Here is a 22143-nt window from a genome sequence, read left to right as displayed (position 1 = left end):
CCCCCTCTCCCTCCGGGAGAGGGCTGGGGTGAGGGAACCAGGCGCCACCGGTAACTCCGGCGCCCCACCTTCTGCCACACGAGTCCCCTCTCCCTCCGGGAGAGGGCTAGGGTAAGGGAACCAGGCCCACCGCCAACACCGGAGCCAGGCCTGGCCCCCTCCCCCCTCTTCAGGAAAAAGCCTGGAGAGAGAAAAAACAGAGTTCCGGAACCCTGCCAAAGCCGGGTTCCACACCGCGTCACTCCCGGACGGACGGGGCCGGGAAAACGGGGCCGCGACCCCGTCCGTCCGGGATTGGCCTTGAACGGCCAGCAGTTCTGTCGGCCATAGCCACCCTCGCACCCTCCCACGCAGGCTATGGACATTCGAGGCCACCCTCCGGCGATCCCGGAGACCGGCCTCTTTTTTATTCACGCCCCAAAATAGTGCCATGGCAGAATGCGCCCGCTGACAAAGCCCACGGAGCTTCCCGCGATGCCCTCCCCCGATGGAGGGCACGGCCGCCGATGCGGAACCGGAGACGCCCCGGACATCCCCTTCAACTGCCCAGACCCTCGATGCGCCCACTACCGATACTGACCCTCTGGCTGCGCGGCTTCAGCCAGGTGTTCCTGCAACCCTCGCCGCTGTTCGGCCTGCTCTGCCTGGCCCTGATCGGCGCCTGCGCCCCCGGCCTGCTCCCCGGCGCCGTGATCGGCGCCGCTGCCGGCCCGGCCTTCGCCCACCTGCTGCGCTGCCGCCAGGGCGACATAGACGCCGGCCTGTACGGCTACAACGCTGTGCTGATCGGCCTGCTGCTGCCGCTGAAGTTCGCCTGGTCGCCCATGCTGGTGGCGCTCGCGCTGTTCGCCAGCCTCGCCAGCGTGCTGCTGCAGCGCCTGCTGCTGCGCGCCTCGCGCCAGCGCCACGGCCTGCCGCCCTACACCCTGGCCTTCGTCCTGCTCGGCTGGACGCTGCCGGCGCTGGGCACGCTGCTGTCGCTGCCAACTGCCGCGCCCCTGGCCGGGCTGGTCGAGCTGCCGCTGCCGACGCTGCTCGAAGCCACGTCCCGCGCCTTCGGCCAGGTGATCTTCCTCGATGCCCCGCTGGCCGGCGCGCTGATCTTCCTCGGCCTGCTGCTGGGCGCGCCGCGCGCCGCCACCTGGGCGCTGTTCGGCGCAGTGATGGTGCTGCCGGTGGCGGTGTTCGCCGGCATTCCCCTGGGCGACGTACACAGCGGCCTGCTCGGCATGAACAGCGCCCTCGCCGCCCTCGCCCTGGCCCTGCGCGGCCCCGGCCCCTTCGCCCCGCTGGCCGGCGCCGTGCTGGCGCTCATCCTGCGACAGGCCATGGTCGCCCTGGGCATCCCCTTCATGACCGCGCCCTTCATCTTCGCCTGCCTGCTAGTGCTGCTGGGCGAACGCCTGCTGCGCCCGGCCTCGCGCCGCGCACCGCTGGCCGGTAGCTGAGGCGGATTGGCCAGGCGCGCGCGGGGCTGGCTATAGTGCAAGGCCCCCGCCGTCTGGAACCCGACCCGCGATGCGCTTCCACAAGTACCACGCCCTGGGCAACGACTACCTGGTCTACGCCGACACCACGCCCTTCCCCTTCGACGACGCGGCCGTGGTGCGCATCTGCGACCGCCATCGTGGCCTCGGCTCCGATGGCATCCTGGTGCCCGACGGGCACGGCGACGATGGCTTCGGCCTGCGCATCCTCAACCCCGACGGCTCCCTGGCCGAACGCAGCGGCAACGGCCTGCGCATCTTCTCGCGCTACCTGTGGGACCAGGCCCTGGTGGGCGATGCCCCCTTCCGCATCGTCACAGTCGCAGGGCCAGTAGTCAGCCAGGTATTCGACCAGGGCCGCGAAGTCGAAGTGGACATGGGGCACGCCGAGTTCGCCAGCGCCCGCATTCCCGTGCAGGTCGCCACGCCAGAGGCCCTGGACCTGCCCGTCGAGCTGGAAGGCCAGGCCTTCCGGCTCAACGCGGTCTCCATGGGTAATCCGCACTGCGTGGTGTTCGTCGAACGCACCTCGGCGGAACTGGCGAAGACCTTCGGCCCGTTGCTGGAACGCCACCCCCTGTTCCCCAACCGTAGCAACGTGCAATTCGTCGAGGTGCTCGGGCGCAACGACCTGCGCGTGGAAATCTGGGAGCGCGGCGCCGGCTACACCCTAGCCTCGGGCACCAGCAGCTGCGCGGCCGCCGCCATGGCACGGCGCAAGGGCTACTGCGACGGCGAGGTTCGCGTGCACCTGGCCGGCGGCCAGCTGCGCATCCGTGTCGAGGACGACTTCCGCGTGCACATGCGCGGCGCCGTGCAACGCATCGGCGAGATGCGCCTGCACGCGGAATGCCTGCGCTGACCGCCAACCGTGACGCCATGTCACATGGCAATCCCATCCAGGCCGGCACAGGTCAAGGCCGGCCCGGCTCCACGCCGCCATGCTGGCGAGGCGTGGGCCTGGTTTCCGACGACCGCCGCGCATTTTCCCGCCCGTGACGGCATAATCCGCGCCCTTCCGCGGCCCGCCGGGTTCGCGTTTCCATTTGCAAGCAGCGGTAAGGTCATGACGCTTCCCTCCCCCACCCTGTTCCAACGCATCCAGCGCAGCAGCCTGGTGATGCGCATCTTCGTCGGCATGCTGGCCGGCATCGCCCTGGCGCTGGTCGCCCCCGACGCCGCCCTGGCCGTCGGCCTGCTCGGCAAACTGTTTATCGCGGCGCTCAAGGCCGTGGCGCCGGTGCTGGTCCTGGTCCTGGTGTGCGCCTCCATCGCCAACCACAAGGCCGGGCAGCGCACCCACATCCGACCGATCCTGGCGCTGTACCTGCTGGGCACCTTCGCCGCCGCGGTGGTGGCGGTGGCGGCCAGCTTCGCCTTCCCCTCCACCCTGGTGCTCGACGCCCCGGCCAGCGGCAACGCTCCGCCCGGCGGCATCGGCGACGTGCTCAATGGCCTGCTGTTCAGCGTCGCCAGCAACCCGGTGAAGGCGCTGCTGGAGGCCAACTTCATCGGCATCCTGGCCTGGGCCGTGGGCCTCGGCCTGGCCCTGCGCCATGCCCGGCAGAGCACCCGCGACCTGCTCGACGACCTGGCCGGCGGGGTGACGCTGATCGTCCGCGTGGTGATCGCCTTCGCCCCGCTGGGCATCTTCGGCCTGGTGGCCAGCACCTTCGCCGAATCCGGCCTCGATGCCCTGCTCGGCTACCTGCAGCTGCTCGCCGTGCTGCTGGGCTGCATGCTCTTCGTGGCGCTGGTGGTGAACCCGGCGATCGTGTTCTGGAAGCTGCGCCGCAACCCCTACCCGCTGGTCTTCACCTGCCTGCGCGAGAGCGGCGTGACCGCCTTCTTCACCCGCAGCTCGGCGGCCAACATCCCGGTCAACCTGCAGCTGTGCGAACGCCTGGGCCTGCACGAGGACACCTACTCGGTGTCGATCCCGCTGGGCGCCACCATCAACATGGCCGGCGCCGCCGTGACCATCAGCGTGTTGAGCCTGGCCGCGGCCCATACCCTGGGCATCGCCATCGACCTGCCCAGCGCCCTGCTGCTGTGCGTGGTCTCGGCGGTGTGCGCCTGCGGCGCCTCCGGCGTGGCCGGCGGCTCGTTGCTGATGATCCCGCTGGCCTGCGGGCTGTTCGGCATCTCCGGCGAGGTGGCCATGCAGGTGGTGGCGGTGGGCTTCGTCATCAGCATCCTGCAGGACTCGGCGGAAACCGCGCTGAACTCCTCCACCGACGTGATCTTCACCGCCGCGGCCTGCCTGGCCGAGGAGCCGGCAGCCGGCGAGGCGGGCCTGGGCGAGAAGCGCTGAGCCAGGGACGCGCCCCGCGGGGCGCGTCCCTGCATAAGCAAATAGCCTTTGGGTATTTAAGCGGCATATAACCCATGGGCATAATCGGGCGATCCAACACTGCCGAGAAGGAACCGCCCGTGAAACGACTCTTCGCCGCCTCCCTGCTGGCCGCCGGAATGGCCCTGGCCGGCGCCGCCCAGGCCGCGCCGCCGCTGCTCAACGTCTCCTACGACGTGATGCGCGACTTCTACAAGGAGTACAACCCCGCCTTCCAGAAGCACTGGGAAGCGGAGAAAGGCGAGAAGATCACCATCCAGATGTCCCACGGCGGCTCCAGCAAGCAGGCGCGCTCGGTGATCGACGGCCTGCCGGCCGACGTCATCACCATGAACCAGGCCACCGACATCGACGCCCTGGCCGACAACGGCGGCCTGGTGCCGAAGGACTGGGCCACCCGCCTGCCGAACAACAGCGCGCCCTTCACCTCGGCCACCGTGTTCATCGTGCGCAAGGGCAACCCCAAGGGCCTGCACGACTGGCCGGACCTGCTCAAGGACGGCGTGCAGGTGGTGGTGCCCAACCCGAAGACCTCGGGCAACGGCCGCTACACCTACCTTTCCGCCTGGGGCTACTCGCTCAAGCACGGCGGCGATGAAGCCAAGGCCAAGGAATTCGTCGGCCAGTTGTTCAAGCACGTGCCGGTGCTGGACACCGGCGGCCGCGCGGCGACCACCACCTTCATGCAGAACCAGATCGGCGACGTGCTGGTGACCTTCGAGAACGAGGCCGAGATGATCGCCCGCGAATTCGGCCGCGGCGGCTTCGAGGTGGTCTACCCGAGCGTTTCCGCCGAGGCCGAGCCGCCGGTGGCGGTGGTCGACAAGGTGGTCGAGAAGAAAGGCACCCGCGAACAGGCCGAGGCCTACCTGAAGTACCTGTGGTCCGACGAGGGCCAGACCATCGCCGCCGACAACTACCTGCGCCCGCGCAACCCGGCGATCCTGGCGAAATACTCGGACCGCTTCCCGAAGGTGGACTTCTTCTCGGTGGAGAAGACCTTCGGCGACTGGCGCACGGTGCAGAAGACCCACTTCGCCGATGGCGGGGTGTTCGACCAGATCTACAGCGGTAACTGATAGCGCCCGCTGCGCCGAGGCGCTCTTCGTAGGAGCGAGCTTGCTCGCGAACCGCATGGCACAGCGTTTGTTCGCGAGCAAGCTCGCTCCTACGAGAAGCCGGGCCTGCCCGTACCGTAGGAGCGGACCTTGTCCGCGATGGCCGGACGTCCCGGCGCGATTCGCGGATGAGATCCGCTCCTACGCGGCCCCACCACTCCATTCCCCTGTAGGAGCGCGCCCTGCGCGCGATTCGCGGGCAGGGGAAATGCCGTGCCTCATGGCCTGGGCAGGCCTGCGGCCCCCTCACCCTAACCCTCTCCCAGAGGGAGAGGGGACCGTTCGGAGTGCGTTGGTATTTCGGCGTTAGCCGGCCAGCACAGGGATTGCCGGCTGAAACCAGGCCGCCTCTCGGCACGGACCAGCCCCCTCTCCCTCCGAGAGAGGGCTGGGGTGAGGGAAAACCCGCGCGCCGATGTCATTCCCAGGTAGGAGCGCGACCTGCGCATGAATCGCGGACGGAACCCCCGCCTCCTCAGCGCTGCCGCCACCCCACCTCGCGCAACGCCTCCAGCAGGCGCTCCCCGCCCAATGCCGGCACCAGCGTGCCGTCCGCCGTGCTCATCTCGCGGCCGGCCAGGATGGCGTTGACGATGGCTTCCTCCACCGCTTCCGCCGCCGCGGCGAACAGCGGCGAGATGTGCTCGTTGTTGAGCATCTGCAGCGGCGTGCTCTGCGGCAGGCCCTTGCGACCGTAGTCGGCCGGCGGCAGGTCCCGGTTGCCGGTGGCGAAGGCCAGGAAGATGTCGCCGCTGCTGTCCTCGGTGCCGCCGCCGGTGCGGGCGATGCCGATGGAGGCGCGCTGCGCCAGGCGCTGGCACTGGTGCGGCAGCAGCGGCGCGTCGGTGGCGATGATGACCACGATCGAGCCCATGCCCGGCTCGCCCTTTTCCGCGAAGGGCGAGGGAATGTCGCCCAGCACCCGGCCCACCGGGTAGCCGTCGACGCGCAGTTCGCGGCGCTGGCCGTGGTTGGCCTGGACCAGCACACCGACAGTCCAGCCGCCCTGCTCCGCCGGCAGCTTGCGCGAGGCGCTGCCGATGCCGCCCTTGAACTCGTGGCAGATCATCCCGGTGCCGCCGCCCACCGGGCCTTCGGCCACGGGCCCGGACTCGGCGCCGGCCAGGGCCTGGCGCACCTGCTCGGGGCCGACGTGCTGACCCCAGATGTCGTTGAGCAGGCCGTCGTAGGTCTCCATCACCACCGGCATGCACCAGTACACTGCCGGGTCGCCCAGGGCGTCGCGCTCGGCGGCCACCAGGGCGTCGCGCACCACGCCGACGCTGTGGGTGTTGGTGATGGCGATCGGCGTGGTCAGCAGGCCGGCCTCGCGGATCCACTCCAGGCCCGTGGCATCGCCGTTGCCGTTGAGCACATGGACGCCGGCGAAGCAGGGTTGCAGGCGGGCCTCGCCGGCGCGGGGCTGGACAATGGTGACGCCGGTGCACACCTGCTTGCCATCGCGCTCGGCGATCAGCGTGCTGTGGCCGACGCGGACGCCGGGGACATCGGTGATGGCATTGAATGCGCCGGGCGTGCCCAGGCCCAGGGTGATGCCGAGTTGACGAGCGCGCATGGGGACTCCTGTGGTCTTCAGAGTTTCTGGAAAGCCGGGCTCAACTTGCCGTAGGTGCCGTAGAGAATCACCGACACGGCCAGTATCCCGATAATGGTCATCACATCCCGCGCCGAGGCTTCCAGCAACAGGTTGAGCAGCAGGTAGCCGGCGCCGACCACCGCCAGCAGCGCCGGCAGCGGCCACAGCGGCATGCGGTAGGGGTGCTCGCGGTCGCGACGCAGCACGCGGCTGAACAGCGCGCACAGGGCCACCACCAGGTAGATCAGCACCAGCAGCAGCACGGTGAAGGAGGTCAGTTCCTCCAGGTTGGAGCTGAAGCTCAGCGCCGCCGAGGGCACGCCGAGGAACAGCGTGGCCAGCCAGGGCGACTCCCAGCGCGGGTGGATGCGGGTGAAGGCGCGGTTCAGCGTCGGCGTCCAGAGGGCGTCGCGGCCGCTGCTGAAGATCACCCGGCCGACCTGGATGACGATCGCGACTATGGCGTTGAACACCGAGAGGAAGATGCCGGCGCTGACCAGCCGCGACAGCGTGGCGTTGCCGTGGGCGGTGAGCAGGTAGCCGATGGGGTCGGGGCTGGCGAGCATGTCCTTGAGCGAGGGCGCGCCGATCAGCAGCGCGGTCAGCGGCACCAGTTCGATCACCACCACCAGCACCAGCGACCAGAGCACCGCGCGGTGCACGCTGCGGCCGCCGTCCTTCATGTCCTCGGCCAGGAGCACCGCGCCGCCGAAGCCGTTGTAGGAGAACACCGCTGTGCCCACCGCGCCTATCACCAGCGCCCAGGGCGCCGCCGCCAGCACGCCGCCGCTCAGCGTCTGCGGCTGCAGCAGCACGCTCAGCGGCTGGCTGGCGTGGCCGAAGCCGAGCACCACTATCACCAGCAGCGCGGCCACTTCGCAGAGCAGGAAGACCCCGGTGACCCAGGCGTTGACGCGGATGTTGAGGATGCCCAGCACGTAGCTGGCGGCGACTATGACCAGGGCCACGGTCTGGGTGTCGAACTGCGTGCCCAGCGCGCCGTTGAGGTAGGTGGCCGCGCCCGTGGCCAGCACCGGCGGGATGAACAGCAGCGAGACCAGCACGGCGAGGAAGGTGGCGTAGCCGGCCATGCCGCCGAACACCCGCTTGGCGTAGACGTACTCGCCGCCGGCCGAGCTGTGCGCGCGGCCCAGCTCGGCGTAGCACCAGGCGAACATCAGCGCCAGCGCCGCGGCCATGACGAAGGCCAGGAAGGCGCCGCTGCCGGCCTGCTGGATGGCGAAGGGAGCGATGACGAATACGCTGCTGGCGGGGGTGACCGCCGAGACGGTGATGGCGACCACGTCGAACACGCCCAGGCTGGGCTTGAGCGCGCCGTCCGGCGCTGCGGGAGAGCTCATGTCGTTTTCCTCGAATTGTTATTGGCGGTTGAGGCAGGAACGAAAACCCTTGTGGCGCCCTCTGCGCGGGGCGCTGCATGGCCCGCAGTCTGGGCGGCCGGGCCCTGGCGGCCAATCACCATTTGGGGTTACGCCCCTTGACGGCGGGGCCTGAAAAAGAGGAAACCGGGTGACCTTTCGCGCCGGAGCCCCGGGGATGCACAACCTGTTTCGCGAAGTCGGCATGCACGCCAACCTCGGCCGCGCCATCGAGCAGATCGGCCAGCCGCGCTTCTGGAAGCAGTTGATCCTGCTGCTGCACCAGTGGCTGCCGTTCGACAACGCCCTGGCGGCCTTCTACCCCGCCAACGCCATCCCGGTGGCGCTGGAGGAATACGACGCCGATCCACAGGCCGTCTCGGCGGCCATGCCCGCCTACCTCAGCGGCCTGTACCAGCTCGACCCCTTCTACCAGGCCTGCCGCGAAGGCCTGCCCAGCGGCCTGTACCGCCTGGAGGAAGTCGCCCCGGACCAGTTCCGCCAGAGCGAGTACTTCCTCAACTACTTCCACGACAACGTGCTGGAAGACGAGGTGCAGTTCATCCTGCAGTTGCCCGGCCAGGGCGCGCTGTCGCTGTCCCTGGGCATGCGCAAGCCGTTCGACGCCGCACAGTGCGGCCTGCTGGCGATGCTCTGCCCCTGGGTGCTGGCGCTGATGCAGCAGCACTGGCAGCAGCGCAGCCAGCGCCTGCTGCCGGCGAACCCGGAGGGCGTGGCCACCCAGGTGCGCGACGCCCTCAGCCACTTCGGCGCCGGGGTGCTCTCCGAGCGCGAGCTGGAGATCGCCCGGCTGATCCTGCGCGGCTACTCCTCCAAGGCCATGGCCGAGCGCCTGGCGATCTCTCCGGAGACCATCAAGGTCCACCGCCGGCACCTCTACGCCAAGCTCGACATCTCCTCGCAGCCGGAGCTGTTCTCGCTGTTCCTGCAGTCCCTCGGACACGACCCGGAGAACCCCTGAGGCAGGCTCCATCGACCCGGCGAATGCGCCCGCGCGGGGAGCTTCGCGGCCTGAATGGGCGTGTCCGGAGAGACAGCAGCCTGTCCGCCGCGGCCACTGGCCGGCTACGGCCGGGCCCCTAGACTGAAGGCCGTCCAAACGACAATCACAAGAGGACAGCCCGATGAATGCCCGCGCCAAGTTCACCCACATGGAAGACGGCAGCGTCGAGGACTGGTCGATCATCGCCCAGGACTTCGCCGCCTACGCCACCCAGTTGCCCGACCGCATCCTCACCCACCTGCGCCTGCTCGACGGCGACTTCGGCGGCTTCCCGGTGGACCGCCTGAGCCACTCGCTGCAGACCGCCACCCTGGCCCACCGCGACGGCCGCGACGAGGAATACGTGGTCTGCGCCCTGCTCCACGACATCGGCGACACCCTCGGTTCCTACAACCACGCCGACATCGCCGCGGCCATCCTCAAGCCCTTCGTCAGCCCGGAGAACCACTGGATGATCGAGAAGCACGCGATCTTCCAGGGCTACTACTTCTTCCACCACCTGGGCCTGGACCGCCACCTGCGCGAGCAGTTCAAGGACCACCCGCAGTTCGAGCAGACCATCGAGTTCTGCGCGCGCTACGACGCCGCGGCCTTCGACCCCGAGGGCGAGACGCTGCCGCTGGAGTTCTTCGAGCCGATGCTGCGGCGCGTCTTCGCCAAGCCGCGGCAGTCCATCTACATGGCGCGGGACGCCGACTGAAACCGGCCGCCGGCCGGGGCGATGAATCGTCACTGGCCGGCGGATGGGCGCTTGGTTAAGATCCCCAGGTCGTACTTGTGGAAGGCGCACGTCAGAATGCGCCATCACCGATCAGGGATAATCCGAGCGCATGAAGCCCAACCGTTCCGAAACGCCGTCCCGACCTGGCGCCGCCCCCCTGCGCGAGTACCATTCGCGCGTCCTGGCCTACCTCGCCGTGGCCGCCACCGTCAGCGCCGGCACCTTCAGCCAGTACTTCGGCTACGACGCGCTCTGGATGGTCCCCTACGCCCTGCTCTACCCGCACCTGGCGCAGAACCTGAGCCGCCGCTACAAGCACAGCCACCCGCAGCAGACACGCCTGGTCCTGCAGGCCCTGGACGCCCTGCACACCGGCGCCGGCGCCGCCCTGCTGGGCTTCTCGGTGGTGCCGGCGCTGATGCTGGTGCTGATCCTGGCCTTCTCCTCGCTGGTCGTCGGCGGCCTGCGCACCCTCGGCCTGGCCCTGCTGATGGCGCTGAGCGCCGCGGTGCTCACCGGCGCGCTGGCCGGCCCGGGCTTCAAGGGCAACGCGCCGCTGCTGGTGAACCTGGTCAGCGTGCTGTTCTGCGCCTTCTACATCTGCGTCACTGCCTACTTCACCCACCAGCAGGGCCTGCGCCTGGCCCAGGTGCGCGGCGAGATCGCCCGCGAGCAGGAAAAGGCCGCGCGGCTGGCGCACAACCTGGCCAAGTACCTGTCGCCGCAGGTCTGGGAATCCATCTTCAGCGGCAGGCGCAGCGTGCGCCTGGAGACCCAGCGCAAGAAGCTCACGGTGTTCTTCTCCGACATCAAGGGCTTCACCGAGCTGTCCGAGGAGCTGGAGGCCGAAACCCTGACCGACATGCTCAACAACTACCTCAACGAAATGTCGAAGATCGCCCTCAAGTACGGCGGCACCATCGACAAGTTCGTCGGCGACTGCGTGATGGTGTTCTTCGGCGACCCCGCCACCCAGGGCGCGAAGAAGGACGCCGTGGCCGCGGTGTCCATGGCCGTGGCCATGCGCAAGCACATGAAAGTGATGCGCCAGCAGTGGCGCGCCCAGGGCATCACCAAGCCGCTGGAGGTGCGCATGGGCATCAACACCGGCTACTGCACGGTGGGCAACTTCGGCGCCGACACGCGCATGGACTACACCATCATCGGCCGCGAGGTGAACCTCGCCAGCCGCCTGGAAAGCGCCGCCGAGGCCGGCGAGATCCTCCTCAGCCATGAGAGCTACTCGCTGGTGAAGGACGTGATCATGTGCCGCGACAAGGGCCAGATCAGCGTCAAGGGCTTCAGCAAGCCGGTGCAGATCTACCAGGCGGTGGACTTCCGCCGCGACCTGGGCGCCAACCCCAGCTTCATCGAGCACGAGTTGCCGGGGTTCTCCATGTACCTGGACACCAACAACGTGCAGAACTTCGACAAGGACCGGGTGATCCAGGCGCTGCAGCAGGCGGTGGAGAAGCTCAAGGACAAGATCATTCTTTGAGCTTGTGCCGCTGGCTGCCTTCGTAGGAGCAGCGGTCGTGCCCAGCGCACCGGGGTGCTTTTCGTAGGATGGGTTGAGCCTGCGATACCCATCGGCCATGGTGATGGGTATCGCTTCGCTCAACGCCATCCTACGGGGCCTTGTGTACCGGTGGCGTAGGAGCAACTGTCTTGCGCCGAGGAGCTCTTCGTAGGATGGGTTGAGCTTGCGATACCCATGCTGCCGTGGTGATGGGTATCGCTTCGCTCAACGCCATCCTACGAAAAGCCGTGCTTCCTGGAACTGTAGGAGCGGACTCCGTCCGCGATCGGGCTTGCCGTTCGCGCCGGACCGCCCATAAAAAAGCCCGCTGCGGGGGCGGGCTTGAAGGAGGCGCGGCGCTTCACGTCGCCACGCCCAACCGGAGAACCGGGAGGTATCAGGCGGCCTGGGCCTCCTTGGCTTCCAGCGCCGACGGGCCGGCGGCCAGTTCGCGCTCCAGTTGCGCGGAGTCCAGCTGCTTGCACCACTTGGCGACCACCACGGTAGCCACGCCGTTACCTACCAGGTTGGTCAGCGCGCGGGCCTCGGACATGAAGCGGTCGATGCCGAGGATCAGCGCCAGGCCGGCGACCGGCAGGTGGCCCACGGCGGACAGGGTGGCGGCCAGGACGATGAAGCCCGAACCGGTGACGCCCGCCGCGCCCTTGGAGGCGATCAGCAGCACCAGCAGCAGGGTGAGCTGGTGGGTGATGTCCATCGGGGTGTCGGTGGCCTGGGCGATGAATACCGCGGCCATGGTCAGGTAGATCGAGGTGCCGTCGAGGTTGAACGAGTAGCCGGTGGGGATCACCAGGCCGACCACGCTCTTGTCGCAGCCCAGCTTCTCCATCTTGGCGATCATGCGCGGCAGCGCCGATTCCGAGGACGAGGTGCCGAGGACGATCAGCAGCTCCTCGCGGATGTATTTGATGAACTTCAGGATGTTGAAGCCGTGGGCGCGGGCGATGCCGCCCAGGACGATGAGCACGAACAGCAGGCAGGTGATGTAGAAGCAGGCCATCAGCTGGCCCAGCTGCACCAGCGAGCCCACGCCGTAGGCGCCGATGGTGAAGGCCATGGCGCCGAAGGCACCGATGGGAGCGACCTTCATGATCACGTTGATGATGTTGAACATCACCTGGGTGAAGCGCTCGATGAACTGGAAGATCGGCTGGCCGTAGCTGCCCAGGCGGTGCAGGGCGTAGCCGAACAGCACGGAGAAGAACAGCACCTGCAGGATGTCACCGTTGGCGAAGGCGCCGACCACGGTGTTGGGGATGATGTTCATCAGGAAGTCGACGGTGCTCTGCTTCGCGCCGGCGGCGGCGTAGGCGGCGATCTTGCTGGTGTCCAGGCTGGCCGGGTCGACGTGCATGCCGGCGCCGGGCTGGACCACGTTGACCACCACTAGGCCGATGATCAGCGCGATGGTCGAGACGATCTCGAAGTACAGCAGGGCCATGCCGCCGGTCTTGCCTACAGCCTTCATGCTCTGCATGCCGGCGATGCCGGTGACCACGGTGCAGAAGATGATCGGCGCGATGGCCATCTTGATCAGTTTGACGAAGCCGTCGCCCAGGGGCTTCATCAGCACCGCGGTCTGCGGATAGTAGTGGCCCAGGGCGATGCCGATGGCGATGGCGATCAGCACCTGCACGTACAGGCTCTTGTAGAAGGGTTGCTTGGTCATTGCGGCAGGGTCCTCTTGAGCTGGCGGCCCGCCTTCCTGGCGGCGGCGCGTTGCCCGAAGCGTTATCTCCCTTCAGTGGGAGAATTTGTTTTCGTCCTGCCCGTCGGCAGGCCTTGAACCCTATTGGCAAGCCCTGTGCCAAATCGCCATCCTTTAATTTTCACTTTAATTTCAACAGCTTAATAAATCACTAAAGCAACATGCGGGCTGATCGATGGCGGAAACCCGCCAAGCCCGCGGCGGGTTTCCCGCCACTTGGCGGGTATCCGCCAGGGCCCCGGGTGCCTTAGATTTGCCCCACGGCCGCCGCGAACCGGCGCCCGGCACACACGCAGCAGAACAAGGAAAACCCATGCGTGAACGCACCATCGCCAGCCATTTCGTCCGCGCCGCCCTGCGCGGCGCCCGCCAGCAGGGCCACGACCCCCTGCCCCTGCTGCGCGCCGCCGGCATCCAGCCGGCCTTGCTCGAAGAGCCGCGGGCGCGGGTCTCGCCCGAGCAGTTCGGCCGGCTGATCCAACTGGTCTGGGAAGACCTCGACGACGAGTACATGGGCTTCGGCGAGGTGCGCAGCAAGCGCGGCACCTTCGCCATGATGTGCCACGCCATCATCCAGTGCCGCACCCTGGAGAAGGCCCTGGGCCGCGGCGCGCTCTTCTACGACCTGTTCCCCGCCGCGCCGCGCATCGAGCTGCGCCGCGACGGCGAGCGCGCCGAACTGGTCATCGACCACAGCGCACTGCAGGACCCGGAACACTTCCTCACCGAGAGCCTGCTGGTGATCTGGCACCGCCTGGGCAGTTGGCTGATCGGCCAGCGCATCCGCCTGGAAGAAGCCCGCTTCGCCTACCCCGAGCCAGCCCACGCCGCCGAGTACGACCTGCTGTTCCCCTGCCCGCGGCGCTTCGCCGCCGACAGCACCGGGCTGAGCTTCCACGCGCGCTACCTGGACATGCCGCTGCTGCAGGACGAGCGCAGCCTCAAGCACTTCCTCAAGGACTCCCCGGCCGACCTGCTGGCCCGCCCGGACGGCGGCGACAGCCTGACCAGCCAGATCCGCCGCCTGCTCGGCCGCGACTGCCGGCGCTGGCCGGACCTGGAAAGCGTGGCGCAGCAGCTGCACATGAGCCCGCAGACGCTGCGCCGCCACCTGCGCGAGGAAGGCCCGAACTTCCAGGAACTCAAGGACCAGCTGCGCCGCGACCTGGCCATCTACCACCTGGGCCGCGACGAATTGTCGATCCAGGACATCGCCGACCAGCTCGGCTTCTCCGAGCCCTCGGCGTTCCACCGCGCGTTCAAGAAGTGGACCGGGCTGACGCCGGGGGCGTACCGGGCGCAGCAGGGGGAGTGACGGGCTTTGCGGGCGATGGGTATCGCTGCGCTCAACGCCATCCTACGACAGCGTTTTTCCTGCCCCCGGAGCGGACCTTGTCCGCGATAGCCGGAGGTCCAGGCGCGATTCGCGGATGAGATCCGCTCCTACGCCGCCCCACCCACACCATTCCCATGTAGGAGCGCGCCCTGCGCGCGATTTCGCGGGCAGGGCCCGCTCCTACAGGTTGCCGGGAAACACGGTATTCCTCCCCCGGAGCGGACCTTGTCCGCGATAGCCGGAGGTCCAGGCGCGGTTCGCGGATAAGATCCGCTCCTACGGTACGGGCAGGCACGGCTTCTCGTAGGAGCGCTCCGACGCACCTACCCCGGCAAACGGATGCGGAAACAGGCGCCGCCCAGCTCGGAGTCATCCAGCGCCAGGCTGCCGCCGTAGCTGTCGAGGATGTCCATCACCACCGCCGTACCTATGCCCTGCCCCGGGTGCTGGGTGTCCAGCCGTTCGCCGCGCTGGAGGATGCGCTGGCGCTGGTCCGGGGGGATGCCCGGGCCGTCGTCTTCCACCCGCAGTTCGTAGCCGCCGTCCTGCTGGCGGGCGCTGATGCGCACGCGGGCCAGGCACAGGCGGTAGGCATTCTCCAGCAGGTTGCCGAGCAGTTCCAGCAGCGCGCCCTGCTCCAGCGGCAGGCTCAGGTGCTCGGGGAAGTCGCGTTCGAGGATCACCCGCTTGTCGCGGTAGACCTTGTCCAGCGCGCCGGCCAGGGTGTCCAGCAGCGGGCCGAGCTGCACGCGGTGGCGCACCAGGCCGCTCTTGCGCAGGCTGGCGCGCTGCAACTGGTAGCCGATCTGCTGGCTCATGCGCTCGATCTGGCTCTGCAGCACCTGCACCTGCTCGCGGTTGCGCGGCTCGTCGGCGAGGTTTTCGCTCACCCCCTGCAGCACCGCCAGCGGCGTCTTCAGGCTGTGCGCGAGGTCCGCCAGGGAGTTGCGGTAACGCTCGCGCTGGCTGCGCTCGCCGTCCAGCAGGCGGTTCAGCGAGTCGGTCAGGCGCAGCATCTCGCTGGGGTGTTCGTCGCTCAGGCGTTCGCGCTCGCCAGCCTCGATCTGGTCCAGCTCCTCGCGTATTCCGCGCATGGAGCGGAAGCCCCAGCCCAGGCCGAGCCAGAGCAGCCCGAGCAACAGCAGCAGCGCGCCGCCGAGCCAGATGTACAACTGCTCGCGGAAGCCGTGCACCAGCTCGCGAAAGGCGCTCACCGGCTGCATGGTGACGATGCTGTAGGCGGCCTGCTTGCCGCCCACCAGGTCGATCTCCACGTCGTAGACGAAGAATTCGTTGCCGTGGTCGTCGCGAGCGCGGGTGAACACGTCGGGCTCGCCGTCGTAGAGCGGCACGTACTGCACGCTCTCGTCCTGGGTCGAGGTGGAGCGCCAGACCATCCGCCCCTCGCGGTCGTAGATGTAGCCCAGCAGCTTGGACTCCGGCAGGTTGAAGTCCTCCACCGCCAGGTGCTCGGGCATGTTCAGGCGGTCGCCGTCGATGCGCGCGGACGACACCAGGGTGGCGACGTCCGAGGCCAGGCGCTGCTGGATGGCGTTCACCAGGGCGATGCTGAACGCCCGCTGCAACGCCGGCAGCAGGGCCAGCATGAACAGGATCGCCAGGGCCGCAGCCCCCAGCATCAGGCGCAGGCGCAGCGAGCGCATCAGCGGCAACGCTCGGTGAACAGGTAGCCCTGGCCGCGCACGGTGTCGATCGGGCGGAAGCCCTCGTGGCTCTCCAGCTTGCGCCGCAGGCGGCCGACCAGCACCTCGATGACGTTGGGGTCGCGCTCGTCGTCGTCCGGGTAGAGCTGCTCGATCAGCCGCTCCTTGCTCACCACCTGCTGGTGGTGGCGCATGAGGTATTCGAGGATGCGGTACTCGAAGGCGGTCAGGCCCAGGGTCTCGCCGGCCACCGTGGCCTGCTTGCGGTTCAGGTCGAGCAGCAGCGGGCCGGCCTCGATGGTGGCCTGGACGAAGCCGCTGGAGCGGCGCAGCAGGGCGTTCAGGCGCGCTTCCAGCTCCTCGAACTGGAACGGCTTGACCACGTAGTCGTCGGCGCCGGCGGCCAGGCCTTCGACCTTGTCCTGCCAGTTGCCGCGGGCGGTGAGGATGAGGATCGGGAAGGCCTTGCCCTGGCTGCGGAACTCGCGGATCAGGTCCAGGCCGCTCATGCCCGGCAGGCCGAGGTCGATGATCGCCAGGTCGTGATGGTATTCGTGGGCCCGGTACAGGGCCTCTTCGGCGTTGCCCACGGCGTCGACCACGTGGCCCTGTTCGCCGAGGCGGGTGTACAGGTGATGGCGCAGCAGCGCCTCATCTTCCACCACCAGTAGTTTCATGGAACTTCCTCCTTATGCGGAGGCCGGGCTGCGGGCCCGGCCCCCTGCCAGTCAGAACCGGTAGTTGGCGCCCAGGTAGAGCTGCGCGCTGCTGTGCAGGTCCAGCGAGCCGACCTTGTCGCCGCCGTGCGGGCTCATCTCCGTGCTGGCATTGGTACGCAGGTAACGATAGCCGCCTTCCAGCGAGGCGTTCCGGCCGATGTCCTGGAGGATACCGGCCTGGGCGCCGATGGCGTAGCCGATGTCGCTGTCACGGCTGTAGCCGCGGGAGTCCTGCTCCAGCTTGGTCAGGCCGAGGGTGCCGCCGCCGAAGACCTTGGTGCCCTGGTCGTTCAGCGGCAGGAAGGCGTCGTAGCTGCCGAGCAGGTTCTGCTGGCGCAGCTTCAGGCCGCGGTGGGTGTCGGAAGTGTTCTCGTAGGTGGCGTAGTAGCGGCCGGTGTCGTTCTGCTGGCCGGCGCGCACGCCCCAGGTGCTGCTGTTGTTGATCACGCTGTCGAGTTTCGGGTCGTTGAGGTTGCGGTTCAGCGCGTGGGATTTCTGGATGTTGTTGCTGGTTTCGCCCCAGGTCAGGCCGGCGAAGTTTTCCGAAGCCTGAGCGATGCCTGCGGAGGCGCCGAGGATGGCGGTGGCGAGGGTGAGCTTGTGCAGCAGGTTCATGGTGTTTCTCCGTCAAGGATGTGGGTAAGTGGTTGACGGAGTGCAGGTTAAGGGGCGGCCACTGAACGCTACCTGACGCGCCGCTGAACCTGGCCTGAACGGAAAGTAGGACGCATGACGCCTATGGCGTTATCCGTCGTTTGACCTTGGTTCCCGGCGGCTCCGGGGTTGACCTGGGCGTTGGCTGTGGCCTCGGTGTATCGGCGTATAACCGCGAACGGTTATACGCCCTACGTCAAGGTCGGGCCTGGCGTAGGGCGGATAACGTTCGGCGTTATCCGCCGTTTGGCCTCGGTGCCCGGCGGCTCCGGGGTTGACCTGGGCGTTGGCTGTGGCCTCGGTGTATCGGCGGATAACCGCGAACGGTTATACGCCCTACGGTTCAATGCGCGGCCTGCAGGGCCTTGAGGATCTTCTGCCCGGCGCGGCCATCGGCCGGCTGCAGGCCCAGGCGCTGCTGCTCGGCCTGGATGGCGCGGCGGGTGTTGTCGCCGATCAGCCCGTCCGGCTCGCCGATGGCGTGGCCGCGGGCCAGCAGCAGTCGCTGCAACTCCTTGCGCTGGGCGCGGCTCAGGCCGGGGTCGTCGGTCGGCCAGGGGGTGCGCAGGCCCGGCTCGCCGCGCAGGCGGTCGGACAGCAGGGCGATGGCCAGCGCGTAGCTTTCCGCCGCGTTGTACGAATAGATCGCGTCGTAGTTGCGCAGCACCAGGAAGGCCGGGCCGGCCTTGCCGGTGGGCAGCAGGATGGCGGCGCGGGCGTCGCCGGCCGGCAGCGGCCCGCCGTCGATGCGCTTCACGCCCAGGGCCTGCCAGTCTGCCACCGTGCGCCGCTTGGTGCGCCCGGCCTGGGACTCGGCGAAGTTCGCCGGCAGCTTCACCTCGTAGCCCCAGGCCGCGCCCGGCACCCAGCCGGCCTTGCGCAGGTAGTTGGCGGTGGAGGCCAGGGCATCGGGCACGCTGCCCACCAGGTCGCGGTGGCCGTCGCCGTCGAAGTCCTCGGCGATGCGCGCGTAGGTGCTGGGCATGAACTGCGTCTGGCCGAAGGCGCCGGCCCAGGAGCCGGTGATGGCCGGATCGCGCAGGTCGCCCTGCTGCAGCAGCTTGAGGGTGGCGAAGAACTCGCCCTGGAAGAACGCCTGGCGCCGCCCGTAGCACGACAGCGTGCCCAGCGAGACCAGCAGCGGGCGCTTGCCGGTGATGCGGCCGAAGTCGCTCTCCACGCCCCACACTGCCGCCACCGTGTACTTGTCCACCCGGTACTGGCGGGCGACGCGCTCGAACAGCTCGGCATGCTGCGCCAGCATGGCCTTGCCGTCGGCGACGCGCTGTTCGTCCACCAGCCCGGCCAGGTAGTCCCACAGCGGGGTGACGAATTCCGGCTGGGCGTTGAGCAGGTCGAGCACGCTGAGGTCGGCCGCAAGGCCGCCGGTGTAGCGCTGGTAGGCCGCGGCGCTCACGCCCTTGGCGGCGGCCTGCGGCTGCAGGCGCGCGAGGCAGGCGGAGAACTCGTCGGCCACGGCGCCCGGGGCCTGGGACAGGCCGGCGGCGAGCAGCAGGGCCGGGAGGATTCGGGAAGGCAGCATGGGGCAGTTCCTCAACGGTGCATGATCGACAGGGCGCTGAAGGTCGCCCGCCCGCCTTCGCTGGCGGGGCCGCGATTATCCTGCAGGTACAGCCCCGCCTTGAAGTACAGGCCCTGGCGCGCCCACTGCGGGTCGAGTTGGCGGACCAGGCGCTGGTCGTTGACCTCGATGCTCAGCACGCCCGAGCGCGACACGCCGATGCGGTAGTCGAAGCTGCGCCCCAGGGGGATGCCGTCCAGCACCGTGTAGGTGATGGCGGTGGCGTCGCCCGGGCGCTCGCGGATCTGCGCCAGCACCCGGCCCTGGTCCAGGCGCAGCTGGTAGACCAGCTTCAGCAGCGGCGCGGCATCGCCGCTGCCGGCGCCATCGCTGTGGATCTGGCCGATCACCATGCGCCGCATGGAGGGCACCGCGTCCACGTGCAGGGTGGCGCGCAGCAGGCTGTCGACGTTGGGATAGCGCCAGGTGTAGGGCGAGCCGTCGCTGCGCGTCTCGCGCAGTTCGGTGCGCGGGAACTCGCTGTTGCGCGTGTGGCTGCCGTTCACCGGCACCCAGAACTCCACGCCGTCGGCGCTGCGGTGGAAATACGGGCTCTGGTAGTCGCGCTGCAGCGCCGGGGTGGAAATGGTCCTGGCCGGGCGGCCTTCGGGAAGGGTGAGGTTCCAGGTACTGAGGTCGAACATCCGTTGTGGGTCCCGCACGGCTGACTGGCCCGGCAAGGGTAGCCGATGGCGCCGCGGCTTTCACGCCATGCCGCGGGCTTGAGCGGTTGCGCGGGGGAAATCCGACCGCCGCCGCACAACCGGCTATCTTTTTCAGTCCACCCTCTGGAGAAAACGCCCATGCGCCTGCTCGCCACCCTGCTGCTGCTCGGCCTGGGCTTCGCCGCCCAGGCGGAGGTCAAGACCCAGGAAATCCCCTACCAGGCCACCGACGGCACCAAGCTGGTCGGCTACTTCGCCTACGACGACGCCCAGGCCGGCATCCGCCCGGGGATCATCGTGGTCCACGAATGGTGGGGCCTGAACGACTACGCCAAGCGCCGCGCCCGCGACCTCGCCGCGCTGGGCTACGCGGCGCTGTCCATCGACATGTACGGCGAGGGCAAGGCCACCGAGCACCCCGAGCAGGCCCAGGCCTTCATGCAGGAAGCATTGAAGAATGCCGACGCCGCCAAGGCGCGCTTCCAGGCCGGCCTGGACCTGCTGAAGAAACAGCCGCAGACCGACCCGGCGAAGATCGCCGCCATCGGCTACTGCTTCGGCGGCAAGGTGGTGCTGGACATGGCCCGCCAGGGCCTGCCGCTGCTGGGCGTGGCCAGCTTCCACGGGGTGCTGGCCACCGCCACCCCGGCGCAGCCGGGCGCGGTCAGCGCCAAGGTGCTGGTCGAGCACGGCGGCGCCGACACCCTGGTGCCGGCCGACAGCGTGGCCGCCTTCAAGCAGGAGATGGACGCCGCCAAAGTGGACTACAGGTTCGTCGTCCAGCCCAACGCCAAGCACAGCTTCACCAACCCCGACGCCGACAAGCACAAGGGCCACGGCCTGGACGTGGGCTACGACAAGACCGCCGACCAGAAGTCCTGGGCCGACCTGCAGGCCTTCCTCAAGGACATCTTCCAGCAGAAGGCCGACTGAAGGGCGATGGGTATCGCTTCGCTCAACCCATCCTACGGGGGTGTTGGCGTTTGGCCGGGCAAAAAAAACGGGAGCCCGAAAAGGGGCTCCCGCCACGATCTGTGAAAAGGCCGGAGCGCGCGGCTCCGACAACAACCTCACCTGCGTTCCGGCAAAGGAACGCGAGGCGCAGTGTGGCAAATTCCCCGGCCGCCGATCCGTAGCGCTTCGGTAAGCCTTTGCAAGCGAATGTAAACGCCGCGTGACCGCCCGGACGCGACTGGGCGGTCACTCGCCACACGAATCCACTGGCACCGCGTCCGGCGGCCGGGCAGAATCCCCGCCATGCCCGACACCGACGACTTCCTCACCCCGCCCCAGGCGCACTGGCCGCTGCCCCAGGCGCTGCCCGGCGCCCTGCTCCACAGCTGCCGCTTCCAGCCGCAGAAGCTCGACGCCCAGGCCTTCGGCCGCCACGGCGTGGACCTGCCGCCGAACATCGGCCGCGCGGTGGCCAAGCGCCGCGCCGAATTCCTCGCCGGGCGCCTGTGCGCCCGCGCCGGCATCCAGCGCCTGACCGGCCTGCCGCAGACGCCGGGCCTGGCGCCGGACCGCGCGCCGATCTGGCCGGGCGGGCTGGTCGGCTCCATCACCCATGGCGACGACTGGGCCGCCGCCGTGGTGGCCCGCCGCGACGCCTGGCGCAGCCTCGGCCTGGACGTCGAGACGCTGCTGGACGACGCCCGCGCCAGCCGCCTGCTGGAGGAAATCCTCACCCCCGCCGAGCGCGAACGCCTGGCGCCGGAGCAGGTCGGCCTGGGCGTGACCCTGACCTTCTCGCTCAAGGAAAGCCTGTTCAAGGCCCTCTACCCTCTGGTGGGCCGGCGCTTCTACTTCGAGGATGCCGAACTGCTGGCCTGGGACGCCGAAGGCCGCGCGCGCCTGCGCCTGCTCTGCGACCTGTCCGCGGAATGGCACCACGGCCGCGAGCTGGAGGCGCAGTACGCGCTGTTCGACGGACGCCTGCTGAGCCTGGTGGCGGTCGCCTAGCGCTCCGCCGCCAAGGTGCGGCATCGCGGCCATTGACTGGAAAGTCAGAATTTGGCCTCATGCACCGCGTCCAGCGACCGACCCTAGCCTTTGCCTGACCGCGTCATCGTCACGGCAATCGCGTCTTGCGCCTATCGCTATATACAAAAACATATAGCGATGGACATCAGCCGCGGCTACCTTGGCCGGCGCGGACGGCGCCACCCCGGCCACATACATAGAAAAAGAACGGACCAAGGAGCATGACAATGAAGCGATCCACCCTCGCCCTGGCGATCGCCGCGGGCGTCCTCGCCCAGCAGGCCAGCGCCGGCGGATTCATCGAAGACAGCAAGGCCAGCCTCGGCCTGCGCAACTTCTACATCAACACCGACAACCGCAACGGCCCCGCCTCGCCCAGCAAGCAGGAAGAATGGGGCCAGGGCTTCATGCTCAACTACGCCTCCGGCTTCACCGAAGGCACCGTCGGCTTCGGCGTCGACGCCCTGGGCCTGCTCGGCCTGCGCCTGGACGGCGGCGGCAAGTCCGGCAAGAGCGGCATCGACCGCCAGCCCGGCACCATCTTCCCGCTGGAGAGCGACGGCAGCGCGGTGGACGAGTTCAGCAGCCTGGGCCTGACCGCCAAGGCGAAAGT

The 22143-nt window shown here is 68.7% G+C and carries 19 protein-coding genes; 11 read left to right on the top strand and 8 right to left on the bottom strand.

Features of this window, described 5'->3' with window-relative positions:
* Positions 1-557: 557 nt before the first annotated feature.
* The 4 genes from BM060_RS12190 (at position 558) to BM060_RS12175 (ending at position 4919) form a co-directional block, all read left to right on the top strand.
* On the top strand, positions 558-1448 hold the full coding sequence (locus tag BM060_RS12190; protein WP_074980381.1) for an urea transporter: 891 nt from the start codon (positions 558-560) through the stop codon (positions 1446-1448).
* Positions 1449-1518: 70 nt separating this feature from the next.
* Positions 1519-2349, top strand: coding sequence for a diaminopimelate epimerase (dapF, locus tag BM060_RS12185; protein ID WP_074980380.1), 831 nt, complete (start codon positions 1519-1521; stop codon positions 2347-2349).
* A 204-nt stretch (positions 2350-2553) separates the two neighbouring features.
* Positions 2554-3801 (top strand): serine/threonine transporter SstT, encoded by a 1248-nt coding sequence (sstT, locus tag BM060_RS12180; protein ID WP_074980379.1) that lies wholly within the window; start codon positions 2554-2556, stop codon positions 3799-3801.
* 119 nt (positions 3802-3920) lie between these two features.
* A complete protein-coding gene (locus BM060_RS12175; protein ID WP_074980378.1) occupies positions 3921-4919 on the top strand; it encodes a sulfate ABC transporter substrate-binding protein in 999 nt (332 codons plus the stop codon).
* Positions 4920-5433: 514 nt separating this feature from the next.
* On the opposite strand, the gene BM060_RS12170 is transcribed toward BM060_RS12175, so the two are convergent.
* Positions 5434-6534, bottom strand: coding sequence for a DmpA family aminopeptidase (locus tag BM060_RS12170; RefSeq protein WP_074980377.1), 1101 nt, complete (start codon positions 6532-6534; stop codon positions 5434-5436).
* Between the two features lie 17 nt (positions 6535-6551).
* Positions 6552-7916 carry an APC family permease gene (locus tag BM060_RS12165; RefSeq protein ID WP_043270678.1) on the bottom strand — a complete coding sequence of 455 codons (1365 nt, stop codon included), beginning with the start codon at positions 7914-7916 and terminating at the stop codon, positions 6552-6554.
* A 196-nt stretch (positions 7917-8112) separates the two neighbouring features.
* Between BM060_RS12165 and BM060_RS12160 the strand changes: the two genes are divergently transcribed.
* The 3 genes from BM060_RS12160 (at position 8113) to BM060_RS12150 (ending at position 11177) form a co-directional block, all read left to right on the top strand.
* Entirely contained in the window at positions 8113-8916 is an 804-nt protein-coding gene (locus BM060_RS12160) for a LuxR family transcriptional regulator (protein ID WP_043317234.1), read from the top strand.
* A 163-nt stretch (positions 8917-9079) separates the two neighbouring features.
* A complete protein-coding gene (locus BM060_RS12155; RefSeq protein WP_074980376.1) occupies positions 9080-9658 on the top strand; it encodes an HD domain-containing protein in 579 nt (192 codons plus the stop codon).
* A 130-nt stretch (positions 9659-9788) separates the two neighbouring features.
* Positions 9789-11177 (top strand): adenylate/guanylate cyclase domain-containing protein, encoded by a 1389-nt coding sequence (locus BM060_RS12150; RefSeq protein ID WP_074980375.1) that lies wholly within the window; start codon positions 9789-9791, stop codon positions 11175-11177.
* 418 nt (positions 11178-11595) lie between these two features.
* On the opposite strand, the gene BM060_RS12145 is transcribed toward BM060_RS12150, so the two are convergent.
* Entirely contained in the window at positions 11596-12888 is a 1293-nt protein-coding gene (locus BM060_RS12145) for a dicarboxylate/amino acid:cation symporter (RefSeq protein WP_009616960.1), read from the bottom strand.
* 352 nt (positions 12889-13240) lie between these two features.
* Between BM060_RS12145 and BM060_RS12140 the strand changes: the two genes are divergently transcribed.
* Positions 13241-14242 carry an AraC family transcriptional regulator gene (locus BM060_RS12140; protein ID WP_074980374.1) on the top strand — a complete coding sequence of 334 codons (1002 nt, stop codon included), beginning with the start codon at positions 13241-13243 and terminating at the stop codon, positions 14240-14242.
* Positions 14243-14586: 344 nt separating this feature from the next.
* Here BM060_RS12140 and BM060_RS12135 read toward each other — a convergent pair whose 3' ends face one another.
* The 5 genes from BM060_RS12135 to BM060_RS12115 all read right to left on the bottom strand — a co-directional run bounded on the left by BM060_RS12135 (position 14587) and on the right by BM060_RS12115 (position 19526).
* Positions 14587-15930, bottom strand: a complete 1344-nt coding sequence (locus BM060_RS12135; RefSeq protein WP_074980473.1) for an ATP-binding protein — start codon at positions 15928-15930, stop codon at positions 14587-14589.
* Positions 15927-16604, bottom strand: coding sequence for a response regulator (locus BM060_RS12130; protein ID WP_009621787.1), 678 nt, complete (start codon positions 16602-16604; stop codon positions 15927-15929). Before BM060_RS12130 ends, BM060_RS12135 begins: the two co-directional genes overlap by 4 nt.
* A 51-nt stretch (positions 16605-16655) precedes the next feature.
* Positions 16656-17261 (bottom strand): outer membrane beta-barrel protein, encoded by a 606-nt coding sequence (locus BM060_RS12125; RefSeq protein WP_074980373.1) that lies wholly within the window; start codon positions 17259-17261, stop codon positions 16656-16658.
* 382 nt (positions 17262-17643) lie between these two features.
* The gene (locus BM060_RS12120; RefSeq protein ID WP_116425991.1) at positions 17644-18843 is read right to left on the bottom strand and encodes a lytic murein transglycosylase; all 1200 of its coding nucleotides are present in this window, start codon (positions 18841-18843) and stop codon (positions 17644-17646) included.
* A gap of 11 nt (positions 18844-18854) precedes the next feature.
* Entirely contained in the window at positions 18855-19526 is a 672-nt protein-coding gene (locus BM060_RS12115) for an alginate lyase (protein WP_074980371.1), read from the bottom strand.
* A 159-nt stretch (positions 19527-19685) separates the two neighbouring features.
* Between BM060_RS12115 and BM060_RS12110 the strand changes: the two genes are divergently transcribed.
* From BM060_RS12110 to BM060_RS12100, 3 genes are all read left to right on the top strand, one after another.
* Complete coding sequence (locus BM060_RS12110; RefSeq protein ID WP_074980370.1) at positions 19686-20480, top strand: dienelactone hydrolase family protein; 795 nt, start codon at positions 19686-19688, stop codon at positions 20478-20480.
* A 324-nt stretch (positions 20481-20804) separates the two neighbouring features.
* A complete protein-coding gene (locus BM060_RS12105) occupies positions 20805-21509 on the top strand; it encodes a 4'-phosphopantetheinyl transferase family protein (RefSeq protein ID WP_074980369.1) in 705 nt (234 codons plus the stop codon).
* 248 nt (positions 21510-21757) lie between these two features.
* A partial coding sequence (locus tag BM060_RS12100; RefSeq protein ID WP_143096588.1) for an OprD family outer membrane porin occupies positions 21758-22143 on the top strand: 386 nt, incomplete at its 3' end.

This window comes from Pseudomonas citronellolis (genome assembly GCF_900112375.1).
In the GTDB taxonomy this organism is placed as follows: domain Bacteria; phylum Pseudomonadota; class Gammaproteobacteria; order Pseudomonadales; family Pseudomonadaceae; genus Pseudomonas; species Pseudomonas citronellolis.
The sequence above is the reverse complement of the archived record's forward strand: the minus strand, read 5'-3'. Positions and strand labels throughout refer to the sequence as shown.